Source organism: Streptomyces sp. NPDC048417 (assembly GCF_040651615.1).
Taxonomy (GTDB): Bacteria; Actinomycetota; Actinomycetes; order Streptomycetales; family Streptomycetaceae; genus Streptomyces.
Genome location: NZ_JBEZKI010000007.1, coordinates 261,510 through 284,587, shown reverse-complemented (window position 1 = coordinate 284,587; position 23,078 = coordinate 261,510). Strand labels below are relative to the sequence as shown.

Annotated in this window: 27 protein-coding genes and 1 tRNA gene; 20 read left to right on the top strand and 8 right to left on the bottom strand. The window is 69.7% G+C overall.

Annotated features, from left to right (window positions below):
• Positions 1–469: 469 nt before the first annotated feature.
• A complete protein-coding gene (locus AB0D59_RS14010; protein ID WP_362564571.1) occupies positions 470–1,258 on the top strand; it encodes an NUDIX domain-containing protein in 789 nt (262 codons plus the stop codon).
• Here AB0D59_RS14010 and AB0D59_RS14005 read toward each other — a convergent pair.
• Positions 1,242–2,249, bottom strand: coding sequence for an XRE family transcriptional regulator (locus AB0D59_RS14005; RefSeq protein ID WP_362564675.1), 1,008 nt, complete (start codon positions 2,247–2,249; stop codon positions 1,242–1,244). The genes AB0D59_RS14010 and AB0D59_RS14005 overlap by 17 nt on opposite strands.
• A gap of 802 nt (positions 2,250–3,051) precedes the next feature.
• Between AB0D59_RS14005 and AB0D59_RS14000 the strand changes: the two genes are divergently transcribed.
• From AB0D59_RS14000 to AB0D59_RS13920, 17 genes are all read left to right on the top strand, one after another.
• Positions 3,052–3,321 carry a DUF6284 family protein gene (locus AB0D59_RS14000; protein ID WP_362564569.1) on the top strand — a complete coding sequence of 90 codons (270 nt, stop codon included), beginning with the start codon at positions 3,052–3,054 and terminating at the stop codon, positions 3,319–3,321.
• Positions 3,318–3,767: a Pycsar system effector family protein gene (locus tag AB0D59_RS13995; RefSeq protein WP_362564567.1), complete on the top strand. Its 450-nt coding sequence runs from the start codon at positions 3,318–3,320 to the stop codon at positions 3,765–3,767. Before AB0D59_RS14000 ends, AB0D59_RS13995 begins: the two co-directional genes overlap by 4 nt.
• Positions 3,768–3,781: 14 nt before the next feature.
• Positions 3,782–4,429, top strand: a complete 648-nt coding sequence (locus AB0D59_RS13990; RefSeq protein WP_362564673.1) for a GGDEF domain-containing protein — start codon at positions 3,782–3,784, stop codon at positions 4,427–4,429.
• On the top strand, positions 4,426–5,295 hold the full coding sequence (locus AB0D59_RS13985) for a protein spdB (RefSeq protein WP_362564565.1): 870 nt from the start codon (positions 4,426–4,428) through the stop codon (positions 5,293–5,295). The genes AB0D59_RS13990 and AB0D59_RS13985 overlap by 4 nt, the downstream gene beginning before the upstream one ends.
• Entirely contained in the window at positions 5,295–5,687 is a 393-nt protein-coding gene (locus tag AB0D59_RS13980; RefSeq protein WP_362564564.1) for an RRQRL motif-containing zinc-binding protein, read from the top strand. Before AB0D59_RS13985 ends, AB0D59_RS13980 begins: the two co-directional genes overlap by 1 nt.
• The gene (locus AB0D59_RS13975) at positions 5,671–6,051 is read left to right on the top strand and encodes a DUF6251 family protein (protein WP_362564562.1); all 381 of its coding nucleotides are present in this window, start codon (positions 5,671–5,673) and stop codon (positions 6,049–6,051) included. Before AB0D59_RS13980 ends, AB0D59_RS13975 begins: the two co-directional genes overlap by 17 nt.
• Positions 6,052–6,128: 77 nt before the next feature.
• Complete coding sequence (locus AB0D59_RS13970; RefSeq protein ID WP_362564560.1) at positions 6,129–6,338, top strand: DUF6257 family protein; 210 nt, start codon at positions 6,129–6,131, stop codon at positions 6,336–6,338.
• 91 nt (positions 6,339–6,429) lie between these two features.
• Complete coding sequence (locus AB0D59_RS13965) at positions 6,430–8,511, top strand: cell division protein FtsK (protein WP_362564558.1); 2,082 nt, start codon at positions 6,430–6,432, stop codon at positions 8,509–8,511.
• A 149-nt stretch (positions 8,512–8,660) separates the two neighbouring features.
• On the top strand, positions 8,661–8,933 hold the full coding sequence (locus AB0D59_RS13960; protein WP_362564557.1) for a hypothetical protein: 273 nt from the start codon (positions 8,661–8,663) through the stop codon (positions 8,931–8,933).
• A complete protein-coding gene (locus AB0D59_RS13955; protein WP_362564555.1) occupies positions 8,924–9,112 on the top strand; it encodes a hypothetical protein in 189 nt (62 codons plus the stop codon). The genes AB0D59_RS13960 and AB0D59_RS13955 overlap by 10 nt, the downstream gene beginning before the upstream one ends.
• An 11-nt stretch (positions 9,113–9,123) precedes the next feature.
• Complete coding sequence (locus tag AB0D59_RS13950) at positions 9,124–9,666, top strand: hypothetical protein (protein ID WP_362564553.1); 543 nt, start codon at positions 9,124–9,126, stop codon at positions 9,664–9,666.
• A gap of 86 nt (positions 9,667–9,752) precedes the next feature.
• Complete coding sequence (locus tag AB0D59_RS13945; RefSeq protein WP_362564552.1) at positions 9,753–10,829, top strand: DNA cytosine methyltransferase; 1,077 nt, start codon at positions 9,753–9,755, stop codon at positions 10,827–10,829.
• Complete coding sequence (locus tag AB0D59_RS13940; protein ID WP_362564550.1) at positions 10,826–11,725, top strand: bifunctional DNA primase/polymerase; 900 nt, start codon at positions 10,826–10,828, stop codon at positions 11,723–11,725. Before AB0D59_RS13945 ends, AB0D59_RS13940 begins: the two co-directional genes overlap by 4 nt.
• Entirely contained in the window at positions 11,722–12,138 is a 417-nt protein-coding gene (locus AB0D59_RS13935; RefSeq protein WP_362564548.1) for a hypothetical protein, read from the top strand. The genes AB0D59_RS13940 and AB0D59_RS13935 overlap by 4 nt, the downstream gene beginning before the upstream one ends.
• Positions 12,135–13,280: a DUF3631 domain-containing protein gene (locus tag AB0D59_RS13930; protein ID WP_362564546.1), complete on the top strand. Its 1,146-nt coding sequence runs from the start codon at positions 12,135–12,137 to the stop codon at positions 13,278–13,280. The genes AB0D59_RS13935 and AB0D59_RS13930 overlap by 4 nt, the downstream gene beginning before the upstream one ends.
• Positions 13,281–13,460: 180 nt before the next feature.
• The gene (locus AB0D59_RS13925) at positions 13,461–13,670 is read left to right on the top strand and encodes a helix-turn-helix domain-containing protein (protein WP_362564544.1); all 210 of its coding nucleotides are present in this window, start codon (positions 13,461–13,463) and stop codon (positions 13,668–13,670) included.
• Positions 13,667–15,031: a site-specific integrase gene (locus AB0D59_RS13920; protein WP_362564542.1), complete on the top strand. Its 1,365-nt coding sequence runs from the start codon at positions 13,667–13,669 to the stop codon at positions 15,029–15,031. Before AB0D59_RS13925 ends, AB0D59_RS13920 begins: the two co-directional genes overlap by 4 nt.
• Positions 15,032–15,184: 153 nt before the next feature.
• Here the strand turns inward: AB0D59_RS13920 and AB0D59_RS13915 are convergent.
• Positions 15,185–15,266, bottom strand: a tRNA-Tyr gene (locus tag AB0D59_RS13915).
• Between the two features lie 223 nt (positions 15,267–15,489).
• Here AB0D59_RS13915 and AB0D59_RS13910 point away from each other — a divergent pair.
• The gene (locus tag AB0D59_RS13910; protein ID WP_362564540.1) at positions 15,490–15,978 is read left to right on the top strand and encodes a YajQ family cyclic di-GMP-binding protein; all 489 of its coding nucleotides are present in this window, start codon (positions 15,490–15,492) and stop codon (positions 15,976–15,978) included.
• A gap of 80 nt (positions 15,979–16,058) precedes the next feature.
• On the opposite strand, the gene AB0D59_RS13905 is transcribed toward AB0D59_RS13910, so the two are convergent.
• Entirely contained in the window at positions 16,059–16,325 is a 267-nt protein-coding gene (locus tag AB0D59_RS13905) for a GlsB/YeaQ/YmgE family stress response membrane protein (protein ID WP_362564538.1), read from the bottom strand.
• 188 nt (positions 16,326–16,513) lie between these two features.
• Here AB0D59_RS13905 and AB0D59_RS13900 point away from each other — a divergent pair, with 188 nt between their 5' ends.
• On the top strand, positions 16,514–17,758 hold the full coding sequence (locus tag AB0D59_RS13900; protein WP_362564536.1) for an amino acid permease: 1,245 nt from the start codon (positions 16,514–16,516) through the stop codon (positions 17,756–17,758).
• Positions 17,759–17,788: 30 nt separating this feature from the next.
• On the opposite strand, the gene AB0D59_RS13895 is transcribed toward AB0D59_RS13900, so the two are convergent.
• From AB0D59_RS13895 to AB0D59_RS13875, 5 genes are all read right to left on the bottom strand, one after another.
• On the bottom strand, positions 17,789–18,388 hold the full coding sequence (locus AB0D59_RS13895) for an SMI1/KNR4 family protein (RefSeq protein WP_362564534.1): 600 nt from the start codon (positions 18,386–18,388) through the stop codon (positions 17,789–17,791).
• 111 nt (positions 18,389–18,499) lie between these two features.
• Complete coding sequence (locus AB0D59_RS13890) at positions 18,500–18,892, bottom strand: YccF domain-containing protein (RefSeq protein ID WP_362564532.1); 393 nt, start codon at positions 18,890–18,892, stop codon at positions 18,500–18,502.
• Positions 18,889–19,752 (bottom strand): zinc metalloprotease HtpX, encoded by an 864-nt coding sequence (gene htpX, locus AB0D59_RS13885; RefSeq protein WP_362564530.1) that lies wholly within the window; start codon positions 19,750–19,752, stop codon positions 18,889–18,891. Before htpX ends, AB0D59_RS13890 begins: the two co-directional genes overlap by 4 nt.
• A 227-nt stretch (positions 19,753–19,979) precedes the next feature.
• Complete coding sequence (locus tag AB0D59_RS13880; RefSeq protein ID WP_362564528.1) at positions 19,980–21,503, bottom strand: NADH-quinone oxidoreductase subunit N; 1,524 nt, start codon at positions 21,501–21,503, stop codon at positions 19,980–19,982.
• Complete coding sequence (locus AB0D59_RS13875; RefSeq protein WP_362564526.1) at positions 21,500–23,074, bottom strand: NADH-quinone oxidoreductase subunit M; 1,575 nt, start codon at positions 23,072–23,074, stop codon at positions 21,500–21,502. The genes AB0D59_RS13880 and AB0D59_RS13875 overlap by 4 nt, the downstream gene beginning before the upstream one ends.
• Between the last annotated feature and the right edge of the window lie 4 nt (positions 23,075–23,078).

Sequence of the window (23,078 nt, the reverse complement as noted above, 5' to 3'; positions counted from 1 at the left end):
GGCGACGGCACGGGTACGCAAGTGTGCTCAGGCGCCCTCGATCCGACGCGCCTCCGTGTTCTCGCACGCTTTCGGAAGCGGCCACTTCGCCCCCGCTGTGGAACACGTCACGCCTCCGCTCGACCGCGCCCATGACACAACGAAGAGACCCCCTCCGGTCTGCGTTTCCACAGTCCGGAGGGGGTCTTCCCCAAAGTGGCGGCGCCAGGATTCGAACCTGGGAAGGCGAAGCCGGCAGATTTACAGTCCTCTCAAGATCGCCACTCTGTACCCCGTCTGACCTGCGCCTTAGCCATGGCCAGTGTTCGGGTGAGTCGATCCCGTCCACGTGTCGTCCTGATCATGGAAAACCGTCCACGAATCGACCGGAGGTAGCTTGGCTCTGAGCGCCCACGCGACGAGTCCACTGGCGGGTAAATTTACTCAGTGGCCTGGTACGCACCACGGCAGGACGGAGAGTGCTCTACGCATGGGACCGAAGACGACCAAGGTCTATGAGACGCTCCGCGATCGGCTCACCTCAGGCCGGTACGCCCCCGGCGGCAAGTTCCCTTCTGAACGAACGCTGACGGAGGAACTGAGCATCGGCCGGACGGCACTTCGGCAGGTCCTTGCGCGTCTCGTTACAGAGGGCGCGTTGGAGGTTCACGGTCGGAGTTCGTACCGGGTGCCGGGCGCAGTGAGCGTGAAGGCCCCCAACGGCCTGGAGCCGTGGCAGATCCACGGTGAACGCGACGTCTACGACAATGAATGGGTCAAACTCCAGGTCTGGGATGTGGAGCCACCCGGTGTGGAGCGATTCGAGCACCACGTAGTGAAGCTTCACCACGTGGCGGTTACGGCCGTTATCGACACCCAAGACCGCGTACTCATGCTGTGGCGCTATCGGTTCGTTCCTCAGCAATTCGGTTGGGAACTTCCCGGCGGGATTGTCGATGACGGCGAGGAACCCTCAGAGACCGCACTTCGAGAAGTCGTCGAAGAGACGGGGTGGCGTCCGAATTCCGTTGAGCACGTGGTCACCTACCAACCAATGGTTGGCATGGTGGACTCCCCTCATGAAATCTTCGTCGCCCATGGCGCCGAAAAAGTCGGCCCCCCGACAGATCTCGAAGAATCGGGCCACATCGAATGGGTGCCGTTGGCCGATATTCCTGGGCTCATGGCACGCGGTGAGCTAATGGGGTCGGGCACCCTTGTTGCCCTGCTGCACATCCTTGCCACCCGGAGCAAGCAGCGGGCTACAGTCGCTCACTGAGCAGGTCGACACGACGGCGCTGCCGCACGGAACCCGTGCGGCTCGCCAGTAGCCGGGCCTGCCTGAGGTGGGTCTGAGCGTCGTCGTACTCGGCTCGCGCCAAATGCGCCTGCGCCAAATCCGCGTGGGTTCCGGCCCTTGCCCGTACAAAGGTGGGGTCCATCACCTTCAAGGCGTCATAGAGACTGGTCACGGCGCCAGAGTCCCCGAGCAGGGCAAGAACATTCCCCTGCCACCGCGCGAGATGTGAGCCGTTGAGAAAGATGCTCAGCATGTCGGGGTCTCGGTCTTCGCTTCCTCCAGGGATGCACTCCGCAGCCTTTTCCAACGCACGATGGCAATCGTCGACCATTTCGGCGTGCGCACACAATTCCGCCTCGGTTGCATGGAGCCACGCCCGGAGCCGGGGTGAGCCGTCCCCGCCAAGGGTGCGCTGCGCGTCGCGAACCAATTCGACTCCCAACGCCGGCCGTCCAGCCTCGCAAAGCACGTACGCCTGCTCACCCATGGCGTGCGCGAGATACATCGGAGCCTCAGCATCGCGCGCGGCCCGTTTCGCGAGTTCGTAATGCCGCCATGCCCGCTCAACCGCCCCAGAGTCGACGGCCTGCCACGCGGCAAGAGTCGACGCCCCCGCGAGCGCGAGCGCTACCGGCCGGCGCGCAGAGGGCAGCACGGCAAAGTTCAGCGCTTCTTCGAGGGCGCCGAGGTGACCGGTCATCTGGTCCACAAGACCGGCAGCCCCCATCTGACGGTCCATGGTGCGGAGCAACTCCGTCTGTGTGTTGAATGCGCTCACCATGGACTCACTGACGGTACTGGCTGAATCGATCCTGCTGAGCAGGTCGTCGTACCCGTCAGCCGTCGGCATCGCCTGAACGGTCGCCGCCCCCCTCAGCTCCGCATCGGTGGCGCCGAGAAGCTTCCGCAGGATCCCTGCGTACCGGTCTGAGATGGCGCGCTTGCCGTTCTCCCACTCGGACACGTACACCCGCAAACTCGCCGTCGAGGCGACGTCGGTGAGGTTCTGTCGGGCGTACTGCTCGATCTCGCGCACCAGCCGCTCTTGCGACCAGCCGCGTGCAGTCCGCGCGCTCCGAAGTCCTGAACTCACAGGCCACCGCCCGTCGTTAGTTCCGATCACTGGTTCTTCCATGGTGCCTCACGTTGCCGCAGGTCAACAGGGGTTAACAGGCCTGGAGTTAAGCCCTGTTGGCTACCGACACCCCTGCCACGAGAGGTCTTCTGGAGATGCGCCGCGAGGGGCGGTCGCCAATCAAAACGGCGAACCACCTTGACTCTGGTGCGCACCAGTTGCCATCCTTCTGGTGCGCACCAGTTCACGGGATCGCATCCCGTTCGCGGTGCGCAAGGGCGGAGGACGCTGCAAGACCGCCCGCTAAGGCCCAGGTGCAACAGGGTTTCGGCCCGTACTGGGGAGGTGGCCCGGCGACCGCGAGCAACGGCCGGAGAGTGGGGACACGGTCCCCCTTGCAGTGCTTCACCCCTGTTGACCTCGCCGAAAGGACGCTTGATGTACCGACGAAGACCCTGAGCGTCACCGTCACGGACCGGCCGGCGGCGCCTGGACAGCATGCACGGTCCATCACGGCTCGCAGCACGTCACGTTGCGGCCGGCTGCCTCTCCCGCCCGTACGCCCCGGCCGAAGTGCCGCATCGGACGGACGGGAGCGCGGGGAGCCGGACCACCCGACTTCAACGGCGCGCGGCCCCGGTGCTCGAACACCGGGGCCGCTGTTCGGGCCGTTCCTCTCTGGAAGGAACCAGACCCAATGGAACACATCGTTACTGTTCAGGACGCCGTTACCGCGTTCGAGCCGTGGATCGAGCCCACGGACGCGGAGCTGGACGCGATCGAGCGGGAGATGCCGCTGATCCTGGCGGACGTCGACCTGTTGGACGCGCAGATCACCACCCTGGACCGCACCCCGAACGAGCTGGACACCCGCCGCATCCGCCGGGCCCGCCGCCGGGTGCTCGCCGAACGGCTGGCACTCGCCAACCGCACGGCCGGTGCGACCCTGCCCGGCGGTGCCGCGTGAGCGCCCCGGCCGGACAGAGCCTCACCGCCGCGCACGCCGAAGTGAAAGCGGAGATCACGCGGACCGACAACAAGACCGCACTGCTACTCGCGTTCGTCGGCGCGGTCCTGGCCGGCGCCTGGACCATCGGCAGCGCCCTCCCCCTCAACCCTCCGGCCGTGGTGGTCGGGGTGCTGGGAATGGTGCTGCTGATCGGTGCCGCAAGCGTGCTACTGACGTCGGTGCGGCCGAACCTGAACGGCGGTCACGGGTTCCCGCTGTGGGCGACCCTGACCCCCGAACAGATCACCGCGAGCCTGTCGACGGACCTCGCCGCCGACATCGCCGGACTCTCCCGCATCGCCGTCGTCAAGTTCACCTGCCTGCGCCGCGCGGTCGACCTTACCCGCGCCGGCGGCGCCCTGCTCGTGCTCGCCGTAGTGCTCGCGGTCGGGGGTGCGGCATGAAAGCGCTGGTGAGCATGGCTTCGGCGGCCGGTCCGTTAGCGGCTGGCTGGGGCGTCCACGGGCTGTGGCTGCGCCGCCGTCTGTCGGTCGCGCGCCATGACCCGTTGTCGGGGCTGTGGACGCGGGACGCGTTCGAGCAGCGCGCCAGCAGGCTGCTGGCCCGGCATCCGCACGTCGCCGCGGTCCTGGTCGACCTGGACGGGTTCAAGGCCCTCAACGACACCCACGGGCACGCGGCCGGTGATGCTGCGATCCGTGCCACGGCCGGAAGCCTGGCCGACGCGCTCACCGGACACCGGCGGGCGGTCGCGGGCCGGCTGGGTGGGGATGAGTTCGCCGCCGCCGTGGTCCTGCCGGATCCGGTGGCGTTGCCGTGGCTGCTGCGCGGTCTGCACGGCGAGATCACCGCCCCGTTCCGGCACGACGGACGTGACCTGAGGGTCGGTGCGTCCGTCGGTGGCGCGCTCTCCAGCGACGCCGCCGCCGGCACCGGACGGGAGCTGTCGGCGCTGCTGCGCCTGGCGGATGAGGCCATGTACACGGCCAAGCGCGGCGGGGGCGGCTGGCAGAACGCCGCGTTCGCGCCCCGCCACACCACGACTGCCGGGCGGCGCACCGGACGCCCCGGCACCCGCACCACCCAGGGGAAGGAAGCGGCATGACACGCCTGAACAAGACCCTGCTGACCGTGCTGCCGGCGGTCGCCATGACAGCCGTGTCCATGGTCCTCACCCTGGCCGTGGTCATGATGTGGCTGGGCACGGCAGTGCCCTGGTACGTCGCCCTGGTCGTCGGGTTGGGCATCGACGGCGGATGGCTGGCCACCCTCGCCTATGAGCGCAGGCTGGCCGCGCAGGGCGACCACAGCAACGCCGTGACCGCCGTCGGCTGGTCCTTCGGCGCGGTCGCCTCGGGTGTCCTGGTCACCCACGCGCTGACCGCCGACGAGTCGACGGGGGCGTGGCTGGCCGTGGCGTGGCTGCCGATCGCCGCCAAGGCTCTGTGGCTGGTCCACGGCTTGTGGGAGCGCACCGCCCTCACCCCGGCCGCGCTCGACACGATCCGGGGCATTCAGCAGGAAGCCCGCGACGACGCGGCCGTGGCCCGTGCCCGACTGCGCGCGGAAGCGTCCACGGAGGAGACGCGGTTGACGGCCGTGACGGAGGCGGGGGCGCGCGTCGCACGCGTCCAGGCCAAGACCGCTGACAGGCTCGCGGGGGCGTGGTCGACGCTGGAAGCGGCCCGCAAGGGCGAGAGCACCGGACGCGCCCTGACCAGCGTGACGGCCCGCGTCACACCCGACGTCACACCCTCGTGGAACCTTCCCGTCTGGGGGCCCTCCGAGCGGGTTGCGGCGTTGGAGCAGGCGCCCGCGCTCACCGATGACGCACTCGATGTGCTGGTGGACGGGATCCGGCTGAGTGAGCAACCGCCGTTGTCGTACCGGGAGATGGCCACCCGCTTCCGCGCGGCCGGCCACTCCGCATCCGAGGTCCGCCTGAGGGCGTCATGGAAGCGGGTGGCCTGATGTCCGGCGTCTACGGGAAGTGCTTCGACCCCGACGGCGCCCTGTGGGGCATACCCACCTTCCCCTGGAAGCTCGCCCCCGACGGGTACGCCACCCGCCGCCAGTTACGGGCCCAGGGACTACGCCCCGGGGGCCAGCCGGTAGCAGCCCAGGTCATGCGCATGAACCGCCGCGCCGGAACCCCCAGGGTCGCCTACCTCTACCACGTCGACCGCGCGCTGCCGGTCCGGCCGATGACCTCCCGCAAGTGGGGCGCGCTCGCCCTGGCGATGCTCGCCCGCCGCACCTGCCCGAAGTGCCAGCTCACCTACAGCTACTGCATGCCGCGCTCCCTCGGGATGTGCGTGCTGTGCGCCTACCCCGAAGGGACCTGCGATGGAATCGCTGCCTGACGTGCCCCGAGTCGTCCAGCTCCCCGACGGCACCTACACCTACACCGACCGCCTCCCCGCCCCTCCCCAGCAGCAGCCCTACAGCGGTCCGCAGGTCATCCACCAGCACGTTCACCAGGCGCCGCCGGACCGCACCGTTCAGCGGATCGCGCTCGGCTCCGGGATCGGTGCCGGGACGGTGGCGGCCGGCGTCTACTTCGGCCCGCTGCTGGTCGGCGTCCTGACCGCCATCGCCGCCAATCTCGCGCTGCTCGCGCTCATCGCGGCGGTGTGCGCGTGGGGTGTCGTCACCGTCGTCCGCTCGGTCGGCGGCGAGGACGGCAAGCGCGCCGCCGACACCGCCCGCCGCTCCCGCCGGCGCTGACAGCTCCCCGCGGTCCCGGGCCACCGCGTCCCGGGGCCGTGGGGAGCCGGACAGCCCGGCCCGGAACGGGAGACACCGTGAGCAGCAACGAGCAGCTCCGCTTCACCGTCGGCGAAAAGGCCCGCCTGACCCTGCTGGTCGCCCGCATGGCCAAGCGCGGACTCGCCGATGACCGCCAGTTCGGCGGCCGGATCGATCAGAGCGACCTGCAGCGCAAGGTCGAACGGATCGAGAACCAGGCCCGCAAGCGCGCCGCACAGGCCCGCACCAGCAAGAACGGCAAGTAGCTACACCCCGGGGGCGGTCGTCCCGGCCAAGGAAACAGGCCGCCCCCGGGCCACCCACCACCCACTTTGTGTGCAGCAGGGAGTACCCAGAATGACGGACAGCACCATGGGCCCGCACCTGCGCCCCGTCCCCGCCACCACCCCCGACGACGACATGCCGGCCGCACCCCTGCCGGTCGACAACCCGGCACTGCCGGACCCGAAGGTCAGGATCGAGAAGCGTAAGCCGGTCCTTGCCGGATGGCTCACCAACCGGCGCGACTTCCTCGCCACCGCCCGCCACACGAGCGCGAACGTCGGTTACGCCGCGCTCTACCACGGCGTTCGCATCCCGGTGTATGCCGGACGCCTCGCCCTCATGTCCCCGCGCGGGGCGTGCCGGTTCATCGCGTCCACCAACCGGTGGATGTGGGACCGCGAAGCCGCCCCCCTGCGCGAGTTCGCCGTGCGCACGGAGGACGTCGAGGAGTACATGCGCCTGGCCCGGCTACGGGCCGGCCGGATCCGGCTGCGCGGCCTGGTCACCCTGGTCGCCGCCGTCTTCGGACTCGGATTCGCCCTCTACCTGTACGTCCTCGCGCCCGCCTACCTGTACGCGTTCGCGGCCGGCGGGGTGCTGCTGCTCGGCATCGGCGGACAGCAGCCCGACGCCCCCGTGGTCGGGCCTGCGGTCCTGAAGACCGAGGTGCAGAAGCTCACCGGCTCCATCGTCCTGCGCGGCCTGGACTCCATCGGCAACGCGAAGATTACGACCGCCATCAAGAAGGGCGGGGACATGAACGGGCTGCGGTTCGTCTCGGAGATCGTCCGGGACGGGCCCGGCTACCGCGCCGACCTGGACCTTCCCTACGGCGTCACGCCCGAGGACATCATGGAAGCCCGCAAGCCGCTCGCCTCCGGTCTGCGTCGCAAGACCGGCTGCGTGTGGCCCGCCCCCGACCCCGAGCAGCATGAGGGCCGGTTGGTGCTGTGGGTGGGCGACAAGCCGATGAACGAGACGACCAAGCCGGCGTGGCCGCTGGCGAAGTCGGGCACGGTCGACCTGTTCCGGCCGGTCGTGTTCGGCAACGACCAGCGCATGCGCGACGTGTCCGTCACCCTCATGTTCGCCTCCGTCGTCGTCGGCTCCATCCCGCGCATGGGCAAGACGTTCCTGATGCGGCTGCTCCTGCTCATCGCCGCCCTGGACCCGCGCGCGGAACTGCACGCGTTCGACTTCAAGGGCACCGGTGACTTCGGCGCCCTCGAACCGGTCTGCCACCGCTACCGCGCCGGCGAGGAAGACGACGACATCCTCTACGTCGTCCAAGCCCTGCGGGAGCTGAAGGAGGAACTGCGACGGCGGGCGAAGGTCATCAAGTCCCTGCCCCGTACGCGCTGCCCCGAGTCCAAGGTCACCCCCGAACTCGCCAGTGACAAGAGCCTGGGGCTGCACCCGATCGTCGTCGGGTTCGACGAGTGCCAGGTGCCGTTCGAGCACGAGGAGTACGGCAAGGAGATCGAGTCGATCTGCACCGACCTGACCAAGCGCGGCCCCGCCCTCGGGATCGTGGCCATGTTCGGCACCCAGCGCCCCGACGCCAAGTCCCTGCCCACCGGTATCAGCGCGAACGCCGTGCTCCGGTTCTGCCTCAAGGTCATGGGCCAGCCCGCCAACGACATGGTGCTGGGCACGTCGATGTACAAGTCGGGGTACCGGGCCACGATGTTCTCCCGCTCCGACCGGGGCATCTGCTGGATGGCCGGCGAGGGCGACGACCCCCGCATCGTCGCCTCAGCGTTCGTGGACGCGGTCGCCGCCGAACGCATCGTCGCCCGCGCCCGGACCGTGCGCGAGCAGTACGGCAACGTCACCGGCCACGCCATCGGCAACGGCCCGGAGAACACCGGCGCCGGCTCCGACATCCTCGCCGACACCCTGAACGTCATCGCGGATGACGAGAAGGCCGTGTGGTGCGAGCGGATCGCGCTCCGTCTCGCCGCCGCCGACCCCGACACCTACGGCGGGTGGCAGGGCGAGAACGTCACCGCCGCGCTCAAGCCCTGGGGCATCAAGCCGGGGCAGGTCTGGGGCACCACCGACGACGGCGAGGGCGCCAACCGGCGCGGCATCAAGCGAGCCGACATCACCGCCGCGATTACGCGCCGTAACGCCGATCGGGCCGCCGCCTGACCGAGCGCCACTGCTAGACCTAGCAGCCGCGATTGCTAGGTCTAGCAGCCGTACTAGCGCCCCATGAGGCCGTTGAGCAGGTGACTAGCGTCTAGCGGCCCACCTGCGAAAACACCCCGCAACCGCCCCTGGAAGGGATGTGAGCCCTGGTGGCTCTCGCTAGCTGTGCCCTCCTGCTCACCCTCGCTGGTTACGCAGTGTTATGTGCGGTCAAGCCGTTCGCGCCGTGCCGGAAGTGCTCCGCAACCGGCGTCCGGCAGGCCCGCCGCAAGGTCAAGCTCTGCCGGCGCTGCCACGGCCGCCGCTACCGGCTGCGCGCCGGCCGCCGGCTGCTCAACACCGGCCGCGCCGTCCACCGCGACGGCACCCGCCGCCCTCACCCTCGCCGCCTCACCGATCGGGAGTTCTCCGAATGGCCGTGACCGTCTCCCTCGTTCTCCTCTTCGGCCTGGTCCTGTTCTTCCTGCTGCGGAGCAACAGCCTCAGCGCCGGCGCCGCGTTCGTCGCCGTCATGTTCGGGTTCTTCCTCGCCTCCACCGGCGCCGCCGGACCCATCACCAACATGACCACCGCCGTCGTCCAGTCCATCCCCAACCCCTGAGCAGGAGCGGCATGTTCGAGATCCGCGTCATCTGCGACCCCGACGACACCGACCGCGTCACCGCCGCACTCACCGGCACGTTCACCGCCGGCGCCGTGCGCGCCTACCCGACCCGGGACGGCAAGCGCACCCGCCTGTACGTCACCGCCGACCACCGGCCCGACCCGGAACCCTTCCCGACCCCGGACACCGCGTACGTCCACGCCCCGAGCATCGTCAGCGAGATCGGGTGGACCGCCCGCACCCTCGCCACCGCCGCATGTTTCACCGAACTGGACCGGGTCTTCTACCTCCGCAAAGCCGCCCTCCTGGACCGCATCGCCCTGCTGGACGAACCGGACGGGTCCGGCGACACCTCGGAGACCGCGCTCACGTCGGCCCGGATGCTCCTGATGCTCGAAACCGACCGAGTGCCCATGGCCCCGTACCTCCTGGACCAGGCCGACCACGACCCGCGCGGCTACGTCCGCCAGCAGTACGCCCGGCAAGCCGCATGCGTCTGCGACGACTTCGGCGAGGGCGACTGCCTCCGGCACCCCGACCCCGACCACTAGCTATGCCAAGGGCGACCCCCACTCCGCCAAGAACCGGGGTCGCCCTCGCTCGCCAGTCACCCATCAAGGAACTGGAGACATCCAGGATGACCCAACTCACCCACATCAGGCGAGCGGTCGACTCGCCTCTCTGCCTGCTGGCGCTGTGCGCCGGCTACGGCGGACTGGAAACCGCGATCCGCGCCGGCATCGGCGGCCGACTCGCCGCGTTCGCCGAGAACGACCCCCACGCCGCCGCCGTGTTCGCCGCACGTCATCCCGGCGTGCCGAACCTCGGGGACATCACCGCCGTGAACTGGGACCAGGTCCGCGACGTGTACCGGCCGGAGGTCATCATCGCCGGCTTCCCCTGCCGCAACATCTCCAACGCCGGACGGAAGGACGGGATCAATGGCCAATGGTCGAGGGTCTGGAAAAACGTCGCTCAGGCTGTGGGCCACGTTCGACCGCGCTACGTCTTCCTGGAAAACGTGGCGGCGCTCCGCTCGCGGGGACTGGACGTCGTCGCCGCGGACCTGGCCGCGATCCGGTATGACGCGCGGTGGACATGTGTACGCGCTGGTGACCCCGAAACCGGGGCCCCGCACGAACGCGACCGCTGGTTCGCAGTTGCCCATCCCTCTGATGCCGACCCCGACCAGCTCGGACGGCACTGGCGGCCCCGGCACCAGCCCGAACCGCAAGGGCGGACTGAACCTGCGCACCGCCGTCACTCGACTGCCGGCGCCCCCGCCGGAAACGTGATCCTGCTGCCCACACCGGCCGCCAGGGACTGGAAGTCCGGCGCCTCCAACCTGCTGGAGCGCAACTCCCGCCCGCTGAACGAGTTCGTCGTCAACCGCCTGCCCTACCGGCTCGACTGGGTCTCCACGGACGGCATCGACTACGGGCCCGCCATCCGCAGGTGGGAGCACGTCACCGGACGGCCGGCGCCCTGCCCGACCGAACCGGGCACCCGCGGCAATCGCCGACTGTCGCCAGCGTTCGCCGAATGGATGATGGGCCTGCCCGACGGATGGGTCACCGCCGTCCCCGGGATCCCCCGCAAGGAACAGCTGAAGATCCTGGGCAACGGCGTGGTTCCCCAACAGGCCCACCACGCCTACGGCCTACTCCTGCGCGCCGGCCTCACCGCGAGCCGGGACGGGAGGGCCGCCGCATGAGGGAGCATCTGTTGCGAGCCGCCTTGGACGCGGCCGGACGCGGATGGCACGTCTTCCCCCTACGCCCCGGCAACAAGCCGCCCGCCCTGCACGGCGAGCAGGCATGCCCCGGCACCGGGGAGTGCGCGGCCGGACACCGGAAGTGGGAACAGCGCGCCACGACCGACCCGGACCGCATCCGCGCCGCGTGGTCGCGGGCCCCGTTCAACGTCGGCATCGCAACCGGCCCCTCCGGTCTGCTGGTCGTCGACCTGGACGTGCCCAAGGACAACAGCAAGGGCAGTGCGGACGCGCCTGGCGGCGCGGCGACCTTTGCGGCGCTCTGCGAGCGCGCCGGGCACGCCGTCCCCGGCACCTACCGGGTGCGGACCGCGAGCGGCGGTGAGCACCTGTACTTCACCGCCCCCGCCGGGATCCGGCTCGCCAACACCGCCGGGACCGTGGCCCCTTCAGTCGACACCCGCGCATGGGGCGGGTACGTCGTCGCCGCCGGTAGCACCACCCCCGCCGGGGACTACGAAGCCCTGTGCGCTCCTGTGGCGGCCCCTCTGCCGTCCTGGCTCCAAGCCATCCTGCAACCCGCCCCCAAGCCCACACAGACCCCCTCAGGGGCTGTAGCGGGGCAATCGCGACGATACGCGGATGTAGCACTCGCCAACGAAACCCGGAACGTGGCCACGGCCCAACAGGGCGCCCGGGAAAGCTCGTTGTTCCGGGCGGCGCGCGCTCTGGGGCGCTTCGTCGCGTGGGGCGACCTCCCCCGGCACGTGGTTGAGCAGGCTCTTCAGGAGGCGGGGCAGGGAGCCGGCCTGTCCGCCGCCGAGTGCCGCTCGACTCTCCGCAGCGCCCTGGACTGGTCCATCACCCACAACTCCGCACCCGGGCAGGCGGCATGAGCACCCCCTCCCACCCCCTCCTGAAGAGCATCACCACCACCCCGACCGGCCAGCCGGACGCCTACTCACCGCAGGGCCCGACGACCGTGGGCGAGCCGAAAGGCGCCGCCCGCAAGGGCGTCGTCACTGCCCTTCGCCTCGACCCGCAGCCGACCGACCCGGCCGACCCGACGCCGGAGCGGCCCGGGATCCGGATCTACGCCCCGCCGCTCTACCGCGACCACGGCGACGGGGCCCGCTGGTCCAAGCGCTACGGCGACACCCCGACCGCCGCCTACGCCTGCCCCTGCGGACAGACCGGCACCGCCACCGGCCCGCGCATCGTCGCCGCGCTGGTCACGGAGTACGAGGCGCACCGGGCCGCCTGCACCGGCACGCCCGCATCCCCCATGGAAGGAAGGGCCGCCGCATGACCCCCACCACCGACGGGGCCGCACTGCTCGATGACGTCGAAGCCTTCCACCGCAGGTTCAACGTGTTTCCCACCGAAGCGGCCTACGTCGCCGTCGCGCTGTGGGACGCGCACGCGCACCTGCTCGACTGCTTCGACTCCACCCCCCGCCTGGCCTTCCTCTCCCCGGAACCGGGGTCGGGGAAGTCCCGCGCACTGGAGATCGTGGAAACCCTCGTGCCCGCCCCCATGACGGCGGTCAACGCGTCCGCCGCCGCCCTGTTCCGCTCCGTCTCCAACCCGTCCGGCCGGCCGACGATCCTCTTTGATGAGATCGACACGGTGTTCGGGCCGAAGGCGGGGGAGAACGAGGAACTGCGGGGGTTCCTGAACGCCGGGCACCGCCGGACCGGGGTCACCTACCGGTGCATCGGCGACGGCGGCAACCAGACCGTTCAGGCCTTCCCCTCGTACTGCGCCGTCGCGGTCGCCGGTCTCGGCTCGCTGCCCGACACGATCATGACCCGGTCGGTCATCATCCGGATGCGTCGGCGGGCCCGCAACGAGCGTGTTGAGTCGTTCCGGGCCCGCGTCCACGAGGGGGAAGGGCACAAGCTCCGGGACCGGCTCGCCCAATGGGCCGAGCACGCGCGGGGGTTCGTGATGGGTGCCTGGCCCAACATGCCCGACGGGGTCACCGACCGCCCGGCGGACGTGTGGGAGCCGCTGCTCGCCATCGCGGACGCGGTCGGCGGTGGCTGGCCGGAGCGGGCCCGCGCCGCGTGTGTGGCGCTGGTGACCGCGTCCAAGGCCAACGACAAGGGCAGTCTCGGGATCCGGCTGCTCGCCGACCTGCGTGACCACGTCATGGTCGGTATCGACCGGCTGCCCACCGTGGCCATCCTGGACCGCCTGAACGCCCTCGACGACGCGCCGTGGGCCGATCTGCACGGCAAGCCGCTCGACAACCGCAGGTTGTCGCGGATGCTCGCCGAGTACATGACGGCGGACAACGAGCCGATCGCCTCCCGCAACATCAAGACCGCCGGGAGTGTCCTCAAGGGCTATTACGCCGCCGATCTGTGGGACGCGTGGGCCCGCTACTGCCCCCCACCCCCGGAAAGTCCGCTACCTCCGCTACCTGGCACCGAAAACCTGGCCTGACCAGCAACTACGCGGTAGCGGCAACGGTCCCCGGTTGCCGCTACCGCGTCGCTACCCATCCGCTACCGCTACCCCTTCCCGCTACCCCGAACGGGCCCCTGACCTGCGCGGTAGCGGCGGTAGCGGAAGTAGCGCCCCCTCAGAGAGTCCCCCGAGGACTGCCCCCAAAGGAGCAACCGCATGAGCACCGCCACCCGTCGGCGCCGCGCGCCGAAGGATGAACTGCTGCCCTTGAGTGAAGCCCTGGACGAGATCGGTATCAGCCGCGCCACCTGGTACCGGTGGCGAGACCGTGGCTACGGCCCCGAAGCGCGCCGCACACCGTCGGGCCGTATCTGCGTGCGCCGAAGTGTCCTGGACGCCTTCAAAGACGAATTGGATGCCGCGTGACCGAGTGGAGCTACACCGTCAAGATCTGGGCCATTCGGAAGCGCGATTACCGGAAGCCCTACCAACTCCGGTGGAAGGTGGGCATCCGGCCGCACTCGGAGTCGTTCCTCACCCAGGGCCTGGCGGACAGTCGCCGGGCCCAACTCATTACGGCGGCCCGGGAGGGCGAGCCGTTCGACGTCGACAGTGGATTGCCGAAGTCCATGGTCGACAAGAAGCGGGACATCACGTGGTACGAACACGCCCGCAACTACATCGAGATGAAGTGGAACGACTCCCCCGGCAACACCCGGCGGACGCTCGCCGAAGCAATGGCGACCGTGACTCCGGCGTTCGTGAAGGACACGAAGGGGATGCCGGACCCGGGAACCGTCCGCCGTGCCCTCTATAGCTGGGCGTTCAACAAGAACCAGTGGGACCAGGACACGCCCGCCGACGTGATCAAGGTGCTGAACTGGTTCGAGAAGAAGTCTCTCCCCATGTCTGCGCTCTCAGACAGATTGACCGTACGGGCCGCGCTGAGCGCCCTTTCAAAGAAGCTGGACGGCAAGACCGCAGCACCTGGAACTATCCGGCGAAAGCGCGCAATCTTCTACAACTCACTCGAATATGCGGTTGACGCCGAACTACTCAGCGACAACCCGCTAGACCGCATCAAGTGGAAGGCCCCGGAGCAGGTCGCCGAAGAAGTAGATCCAGCCTGCGCACCCAACCCCGGGCAAGCGGCGAAGCTACTGAACGCGGTTCGCGACCAAAGCAAGCGCGGTCGCCGACTCGCAGCATTCTTCGGCTGCATGTACTACGCAGCGGCCCGGCCGGCCGAAGTCATCGGATTGCAAGTCGGAGACTGCGACTTGCCACGCCGGGGTTGGGGCCTGCTGAGGCTCCACGAGACGCGCCCACGCTCCGGCAAGGACTGGACGGACAACGGCGAGACGCACGAGAAGAAGGGGCTGAAGCACCGACCGAGGAAAGCCGTCCGCCGCGTGCCGATTCCGCCTGAACTGGTCGCCCTGCTGCGCTGGCACCTCACCGCGTACGGCGCCGCCCCCGACGGCCGTGTCTTCCAGACGATGCGCGGCGGACTGGTCCAGGACACCGGGTACGGCGAAGTCTGGGCTGAGGCTCGCTCGCGGGCGCTCACCCGGGCGGAATTTGAGTCCGTGCTGGCGAAGCGCCCTTATGATCTTCGTCACGCGGCAGTGTCCACATGGCTCAGCTCGGGCGTGGAGCCTCAGCTTGTGGCAGAGCGCGCCGGCCACAGCGTGGCCGTGCTGTTTCGGGTGTACGCCAAGTTCCTCAAGGACGGGGACAGCGCAGCGAACGCCAAGATTTCCGCTCGCCTGGAGCAGGCGGGGTGACCGGCTCACAATCCCGTCCACGCCCCGTCCACGCAGTCCGAGATAGGGCGTTCGAACGCGAGACAGAGTGAGACAGTCGGCTGTCCGTCGGGGTGCACGACGAAGGGCCTGTGACCTGCGTAGTACGCAGGTCACAGGCCCTTCATTCCCGTGTGGCGGCGCCAGGATTCGAACCTGGGAAGGCGAAGCCGGCAGATTTACAGTCTGCTCCCTTTGGCCGCTCGGGCACACCGCCGGGGTTTGCCACCAAGTCGAACCGTTTTTCGGCGGTGCTCCCTGGCAACGACGTAAACAATACCCGATCCCGTGGGGTGCTCCGCCACCCGATTGATCGGCGCTCGCGAGACGTGGGGTGGCTAGGCTGGTGCGGATGCGGCCCGGTCCCCACACCAGGCGCGGCCGCCGTCGCGCGCCGGAACGCATCCCGTTACGCCCCCAGACACAAGGAGCCACAGGACATGGCCGACTCCAGTTTCGACATCGTCTCGAAGGTCGAGCGGCAGGAGGTCGACAACGCCCTCAATCAGGCCGCCAAGGAGGTCTCGCAGCGCTATGACTTCAAGGGCGTGGGCGCCTCGATCGCCTGGTCCGGCGAGAAGATCCTGATGGAGGCGAACTCCGAGGAGCGGGTCAAGGCGATCCTCGACGTCTTCCAGTCGAAGCTGATCAAGCGCGGCATCTCGCTGAAGGCGCTGGACGCGGGTGAGCCGCAGCTCTCCGGCAAGGAGTACAAGATCTTCGCGTCGATCGAGGAGGGCATCTCCCAGGAGAACGCGAAGAAGGTCGCGAAGATCATCCGGGATGAGGGCCCCAAGGGTGTGAAGGCCCAGGTCCAGGGCGACGAACTACGCGTCAGCTCCAAGAGCCGCGACGACCTCCAGGTCGTGATCGCGCTCCTGAAGGGCCAGGACTTCGACTTCGCTCTCCAGTTCGTGAACTACCGGTAGTCACCGCCGGCCCAGGTACGAGCAAGGGTGGGCACCCCAGGTACCCACCCTTCTCGCCTGCCGGCCCGCGGCAAGGACGCTCAGTCGCGCGAATTGCCGAAGAGAAGGCGATAGACGATCAGCAGGACCAGCGAGCCGCCGATCGCCGCGACCCAGGTCGCGCCGTCGTAGAAGTTCTTGGTGATGGGGTGGTCCAGCCAGCGTGCCGATATCCAGCCGCCGAGGAACGCGCCCACGATGCCGATGAAGGTCGTGCCGATGAAGCCGCCCGGGTCGCGTCCCGGCAGCAGGATCTTGGCGACGGCGCCGGCCAACAGCCCCAGGATGATCCAACTGATGATGCCCATGCCCTGAACCTGCCCTTCCGCGCTGTGTTCGCACTGTTGCGGCCCTGTGATTTCGTTCTCGGCCGGCTGTGCCGGACAGTCCGTCCGAGTCGTCCGCACATGGCCGCCGCGCGTGTGTTCGTGCCCTGTCGATGACGAGGACGCCCTGGCGACACCCCGCGGTTGCGGCGATCAGTAGGGTGCGGCGCATGGCTTCCTCCCCTCCCGGCCTGCGGCGCACGCTGGGCGTGCACGACGCCGTGGTCGTCGGCCTCGGCGCGATGATCGGGGCAGGCGTGTTCTCGGCCCTGGGTCCGGCGGCCCGCGCGGCCGGGTCGGGGCTCCTGCCGGGGCTGGCCGTCGCAGCCCTGGTCGCCTACTGCAACGCCATGTCCTCGGCCCGCCTCGCCGCCCGCTACCCGCAGTCGGGCGGCACCTACGTGTACGGGCGGGAGCGGCTCGGCGCCTTCTGGGGGTATCTCGCGGGCTGGGCGTTCGTCGTCGGCAAGACGGCGTCCTGCGCCGCGATGGCACTCACCGTGGGCGCCTACGCCTGGCCGGGGCAGGCGCACGCGGTGGCGGTCGCGGTCGTGGTGGCACTGACCGCCGTGAACTACGGCGGCATCCAGAAGTCGGCCTGGCTGACGCGGGGGATCGTGGCCGTGGTGCTGGCGGTCCTCGCTTGCGTGGTGGTCGTGTGCCTGACGTCCGGGCGAGCGGACGCCGGGCGGCTGGACATCGGCCTGTCATCGGGTGTGGGCGGTGTGCTTCAGGCGGCCGGGCTGCTGTTCTTCGCGTTCGCCGGGTACGCGCGGATCGCGACCCTCGGCGAAGAGGTGCGGGACCCAGCGCGCACCATCCCGCGCGCTATTCCACTGGCCCTGGGTATCGCGCTGGTGGTGTACGCGTGCGTGGCGGTGGCCGTGCTCTCCGTGCTCGGCGCCGACGCGCTGGGACGGGCGGGGGCACCGCTGGCCGACGCGGTGCGGGCGGCCGGGGTGCCGGGGCTGGTGCCCATGGTGCGGGTGGGGGCGGCGGTGGCCGCGCTCGGCTCGCTGCTCGCCCTGATCCTGGGCGTGTCACGGACCACGCTCGCGATGGCCCGTGACGGCCACCTGCCCTCGGCGCTGGCCGCCGTGCATCCACGTTTCCAGGTCCCGCACCGCGCGGAGCTGGCCGTCGGCGCGGTGGTCGCCGTGGCGGCGGCGACGGTGGACGTCCGGGGTGCCATCGGTTTCTCCTCCTTCGGCGTGCTGGCGTACTACGCGGTGGCCAACGCCTCGGCCTGGACACTCGATCCGGCCCCGCGTGCCCGTGTGGTTCCGGTGGCCGGCCTGCTGGGCTGTGCGGCGCTGGCCTTCGCGCTGCCGCTGGTGTCGGTGGCCGCCGGGGCGGCCGTGCTGGCCGCGGGCGCGGTGGCGTACGCCGTACGGCGGCGGGTGACGGCTCGGTAGCCGGCGACCGAGCTCGGGAGGCCCGGTCTCTCAGGAAGCCTGCTCCGGAGCCGGAGCCGGAGCCGTGCGCTCCGGAGCCGGAACCGTGCGCATCCGGACGTCGTCCCACGGCGCCAGATCCGTGCCCTCGTCGGTCTCCTCGTACCAGCCCGTGCCGTCCAGCCAGGCGCACAGCCAGTCGGTGAGGGTGGGCGCGTCCACGAACCAGGCGCCGTCGGCGCCGTCGGCATTCGGCTCGTAGAGCAGGACCGTGGCCTGCGGGGTGCGGCAGTCCACGCAGGCGTACATACCGCAGCCCCAGTGGGATATCGGCAGGACGCCTTCCGGCCAGGGCCACTCCGGGTTCTTGCGGCCGTACTCGCGGTTGACGAGGTACTGGGCGACGGCGGCCGGTTCGCCGGAGGGGGCGGCGTCGAGCAGGGGTAGCAGGCCGTAGGACGGGCCGAAGCCTCCGTCGCCGACCTGTTCGTAGAGCGCGGCGAGGAGGGGTGGCAGGGGGAAGCCCAGGGCCTCGCGGGCGCGGGCGAGCGTGGCTGCGTCGACGGGCGCGGGGAGCGAAGGCCAGCCCCACGGACGGGAGTCGCGGGCCTGTACGGCCACCCGTGTCAGCAACTGCTCGATCTCGGTCATGGCTTCATGATGCAGGCCGCCACTGACATTCGCGGCGGCCTGTGGACAACCCTGCGCCCGGATGCGGGCCTGTGGACAACTCGTATGCGGAAAGCGCTGGATGAGGTGTGGTCAGCGGGTCGCGAACGGCTGGTCCGTGGGCACGATCTCGCGTCCCAGCGGAAGCAGGGAGACCGGGATCAGCTTGAAGTTGGCGATGCCGAACGGGATCCCGATGATCGTCAGACACATCACGACACCGGTGACGATGTGGGCGAGGGCCAGCCACCAGCCCGCGAGGACCAGCCACAGGACGTTGCCGACACAGGAGGGAGCGCCGGCGTCCCGCCGCTCGACGGTCGTGTACCCGAAGGGCCACAGGGCGTAGACGCCGATACGGAAGGCCGCTAGGCCGAACGGGATGCCGATGATCGTGATGCAGAGGATCACGCCCGCCAGCAGGTAGCCGAGGAACAACCAGAAGCCGCTCAGGACGAGCCAAATGACGTTCAGGATGGTCTTCACTGCGGGCGACCTGCCATCTTCTCTAGCCGGGCGATCCGCTCCGCCATGGGCGGATGCGTCGAGAACATCTTGGACAGTCCCTGGCCCGGACGGAAGGGGTTCGCGATCATCATGTGGCTCGCGGTCTCGATCCGGGGCTCGGGGGGCAGCGGGAGCTGCTTGGTGCCGGCCTCCAGCTTGCGCAGGGCGCTGGCGAGGGCGAGCGGGTCGCCGGTGAGCTGGGCACCGGAGGAGTCCGCCTCGTACTCCCGGGAGCGGCTGATGGCGAGCTGGATGAGGGTCGCGGCGAGCGGGCCCAGGATCATGATCAGCAGCATGCCGAGGATGCCGGGGCCGTCGTCGTCGTCCGAACGGCCGACCGGGATCAGCCAGGCGAAGTTGACGAGGAACATGATCACCGAGGCGAGGGCGCCGGCGACCGACGAGATGAGGATGTCGCGGTTGTAGACGTGGCTGAGCTCGTGGCCGATCACACCTCGCAGTTCGCGCTCGTCCAGGATGCGCAGGATGCCCTCGGTGCAGCACACGGCGGCGTTGCGTGGGTTGCGGCCCGTCGCGAAGGCGTTCGGGGCCTCTGTCGGGGAGATGTACAGGCGGGGCATGGGCTGGCGGGCCTGGGTGGAGAGGTCGCGGACCATCCGGTACAGGGCCGGTGCCTCGAATTCGCTCACGGGGCGCGCGCGCATCGCGCGTAGCGCGAGTTTGTCGCTGTTCCAGTACGCGTACGCGTTCGTACCGAGGGCGACGAGGACCGCGACGATCAGACCCGTCCGGCCGAAGAAGCCGCCGATGACGATGATGAGTGCCGACAGCCCTCCGAGGAGAACTGCCGTTCTGAGTCCGTTGTGCCGGCGGTGCACGGTACGCCCTCCAAGTCGTGCGGCAGGGGAACCCTTTGCCTGCGGTGCTGCCTTCCGATCTGCGATGCCACCGGTGTCGTGGTGTCACGTCCAGTGGACCCTTCCGCACTGGTCAACGCCAGGCGACGGCCGCTAGTTCCCTTGTGTCCGCTGTGCGCCGGGTGAGCCGTCCGGGTGAAAGCCGTGCCCCGCCCGCGCCGGTGGTCCGCACGCGCGTGTCAAGGGCGTCAGAACAGGCCGGTGCCGGCGAAGCGGAGCACCAGTTGGGGTGCGCCGGAAAGCGCGACGCCGAGGGCGCCGGTGAGGGCGAGCGCGGCCGTGAGGGGGGCCGGAAGGCGGTGCCTGGCGGCGTCGCCTTCGGGGGCGCGGAACAGCAGGGCCGCCCACTGGAGGTAGTAGTAGAGGGCGATCACGACGTTGACGGCCATGACGACGGCCAGCCAGCCGAGGCCGGCATCGACGGCCGCCGAGAAGACGGTGACCTTGGCGAACAGTCCGATGATGCCGGGCGGGAGTCCGGCCAGGCACAGCAGGAAGAACGCCAGGAGCAGTGCGGTCAGCGGGTTCTTGCCGTACAGGCCGCGGTAGTCGGAGAGCCGGTTGAGTTCCTTCGTACGGCCGACCAGGGCGGCCACCGTGAAGGCGCCGAGGTTCACGGCCGCGTACATGAGGGCGTAGGCGACGGTGGAGCCGACGGCCTTGTGGGGGTCCTTGGCGTATCCGGCGGCGGCGATCGGCACGAGCAGGTAGCCGGCCTGGCCCACCGACGACCAGGCGAGCAGTCGTACCGCGCTGTACGCGCGCGTGGCCTGCTGGCGCAGGGCCGCGACGTTGCCGACGGTCATGGTGAGGGCGGCCAGGGCGGCGAGTGCGGGGCCCCAGATGTCGGCGTACGACGGGAAGGCGACGACGGTGACCAGGATCAGGCCGGAGAAGCCGACGGCCTTGCCGACGACGGACAGGTAGGCGGCGATGGGGAGCGGGGCGCCGACGTAGGTGTCGGGGACCCAGAAGTGGAAGGGGACGGCGGCTGTCTTGAACGCGAAGCCCACAAGGGTGAGGACGACACCCGTTTGGGCGAGGGTGTGCAGTTGGCCGTCGACGTGCTGGATGCGGTCGGCGACCTGGGTGAGGTAGAGGCTGCCGGTGGTGGCGTACACGAAGCTGATGCCCAGGAGGCTGACCGCGGTCGCGGTCACCGAGGACAGGAAGAACTTCAGGGCGGCTTCGGAGGATTTCGCGTCGCCGTGCCGGATGCCGACGAGAGCGAAGGCGGGCAGGGAGGCGACCTCCAGGGCGACGATGAGGGTGGCGAGGTCGCGGGAGGCGGGCAGTAGGGCGGCGCCGGCGGCCGAGGAGAGCAGCAGGAACCAGAACTCGCCCTGGGGGTAGCGGCGGTTGCCGTCCTTCAGGGTGGTGACGGACAGCAGGGCCGTGAGCAGGGCGCCGCCGAGCACCAGGAACTGCACGACCAGGGTGAACCGGTCGGCGGTGTAGCTGCACGCGCGCGTGGCGCCGGTCAGGCAGAAGGTGCTGCGGTCGTGGTCCAGGAGCGGCAGCAGCAGGACGGCGGCCGCGGCGAGTCCGGCGACGGACACCCAGCCGAGGAGGGGTTTTCTGGCCTCCGGCACGAACAGGTCGGCGACGAGGACGGCGAGGGCGAGGACCGCGGTGAGGGTGGGCGGGGCGATGGCGAGCCAGTCGACGGACTGGACGAGGTTCGCGGCCAGTGGCTGGGCCAGGGCGCTCATCGGATGCCTCCTGCGAGGAGCTGCTGTACGGCCGGGTCGGTGAGACCGAGCAGGACCTTCGGCCACAGTCCGGCGACGACGGTGAGGGCGACGAGCGGGGTCCAGGCCGCGAACTCGTAGGTGCGGACGTCGGCGAGTTCCGGCATGTCGTGCGGTGCGGCGCCCATGCAGACGCGGCGGACCACGGCCAGCATGTACGCGGCCGTCAGCAGGGTGCCGAAGGCGGCGATCGCCATGAAGGTCAGGAAGGCCGGGCGGCTGAGGCCGGCGGCGGGCTTGAACGCGCCGAAGAGGGCCAGCATCTCGCCCCAGAACCCGGCGAGTCCGGGCAGTCCGAGCGAGGCGACGGCGGCGAATGCGATCAGTCCGCCGAGGCGTGGTGCCTTGCCGTAGAGCGCGGCACCGGTCTCTTCGGCCAGTGCGTCCAGGTCGGTCGTGCCGGTGCGGTCCTTGAGGCCGCCGATGAGGAAGAACAGCAGGCCGGTGATGAGGCCGTGGGCGATGTTGGCGAACAGGGCGCCGTTGACGCCGGTCGGGGTCATGGTGGCGATACCAAGCAGGACGAAGCCCATGTGGCCGACGGAGGAGTAGGCGATCAGGCGCTTGAGGTCGCCCTTCGCGCCCTGTTTGGCCAGGTTCAGGCAGGCCAGGGAGCCGTAGATGATCCCGACCACGGCGAAGGCGGCGAGGTACGGCGCGAAGGTGCGGAATCCGTCCGGCGCGACCGGCAACAGGATCCGGACGAACCCGTACGTACCCATTTTCAGCAGGACGCCGGCCAGCAGGACCGAGCCGACGGTCGGCGCGGCGGTGTGGGCGTCCGGCAGCCAGCTGTGCAGGGGCCACATCGGGGTCTTGACCGCAAGCCCGATCCCGATCGCCAGAACGGCGATGACCTGCACGGATGTGGTCAGCGACCGGCCGTTGTCAGTGGCGAGTGCCACCATGTCGAAGGTGCCCGCCTTGATTCCGATCAGGAGCAGGCCGAGCAGCATGACGACGGATCCGAGCAGGGTGAAGAGGATGAACTTCCAGGCGGCCTGGGTCCGCCCCGCGCCGCCCCAGCGGGCGATGAGGAAGTACATCGGGATGAGGACCGTCTCGAACGCGAGGAAGAACAGCAGCAGGTCGAGGACGGCGAAGCTCGCGAGGGTGCCGGACTCCAGGACGAGCAGCAGTGCGACGAAGGCCTTCGGGGAGGGGCCCGCAGGCATGTTGAAGTAGGAGTAGAGCGCGCAGAGGAAGGTCAGCAGCGCGGTCAGGACCACGAGGGGGAGGGAGATGCCGTCGATGCCGAGGTGGATGCGCACGTCGAGTGCGGGGATCCAGCTGATGTCGGTCGTGGCCTGCATCCTCGACGGATGGTCGTGGTCGAAGCCGAGCGCGAGGACGATCGCGGCGATGAGGATCGCGCCGGTCACGGTCACGCCGTGGCGGAGCACGGCCTGTTCGGGTGACTTCCCCTTCAGCCCGGGTGGGGCGGGGAGCAGGGCGGCGACGGCGCCGAGGAGCGGGCCGACGACGATCAGTGCCAGAAAGAACTGCATCACGGACTCGTTGATATCGATCACGCCT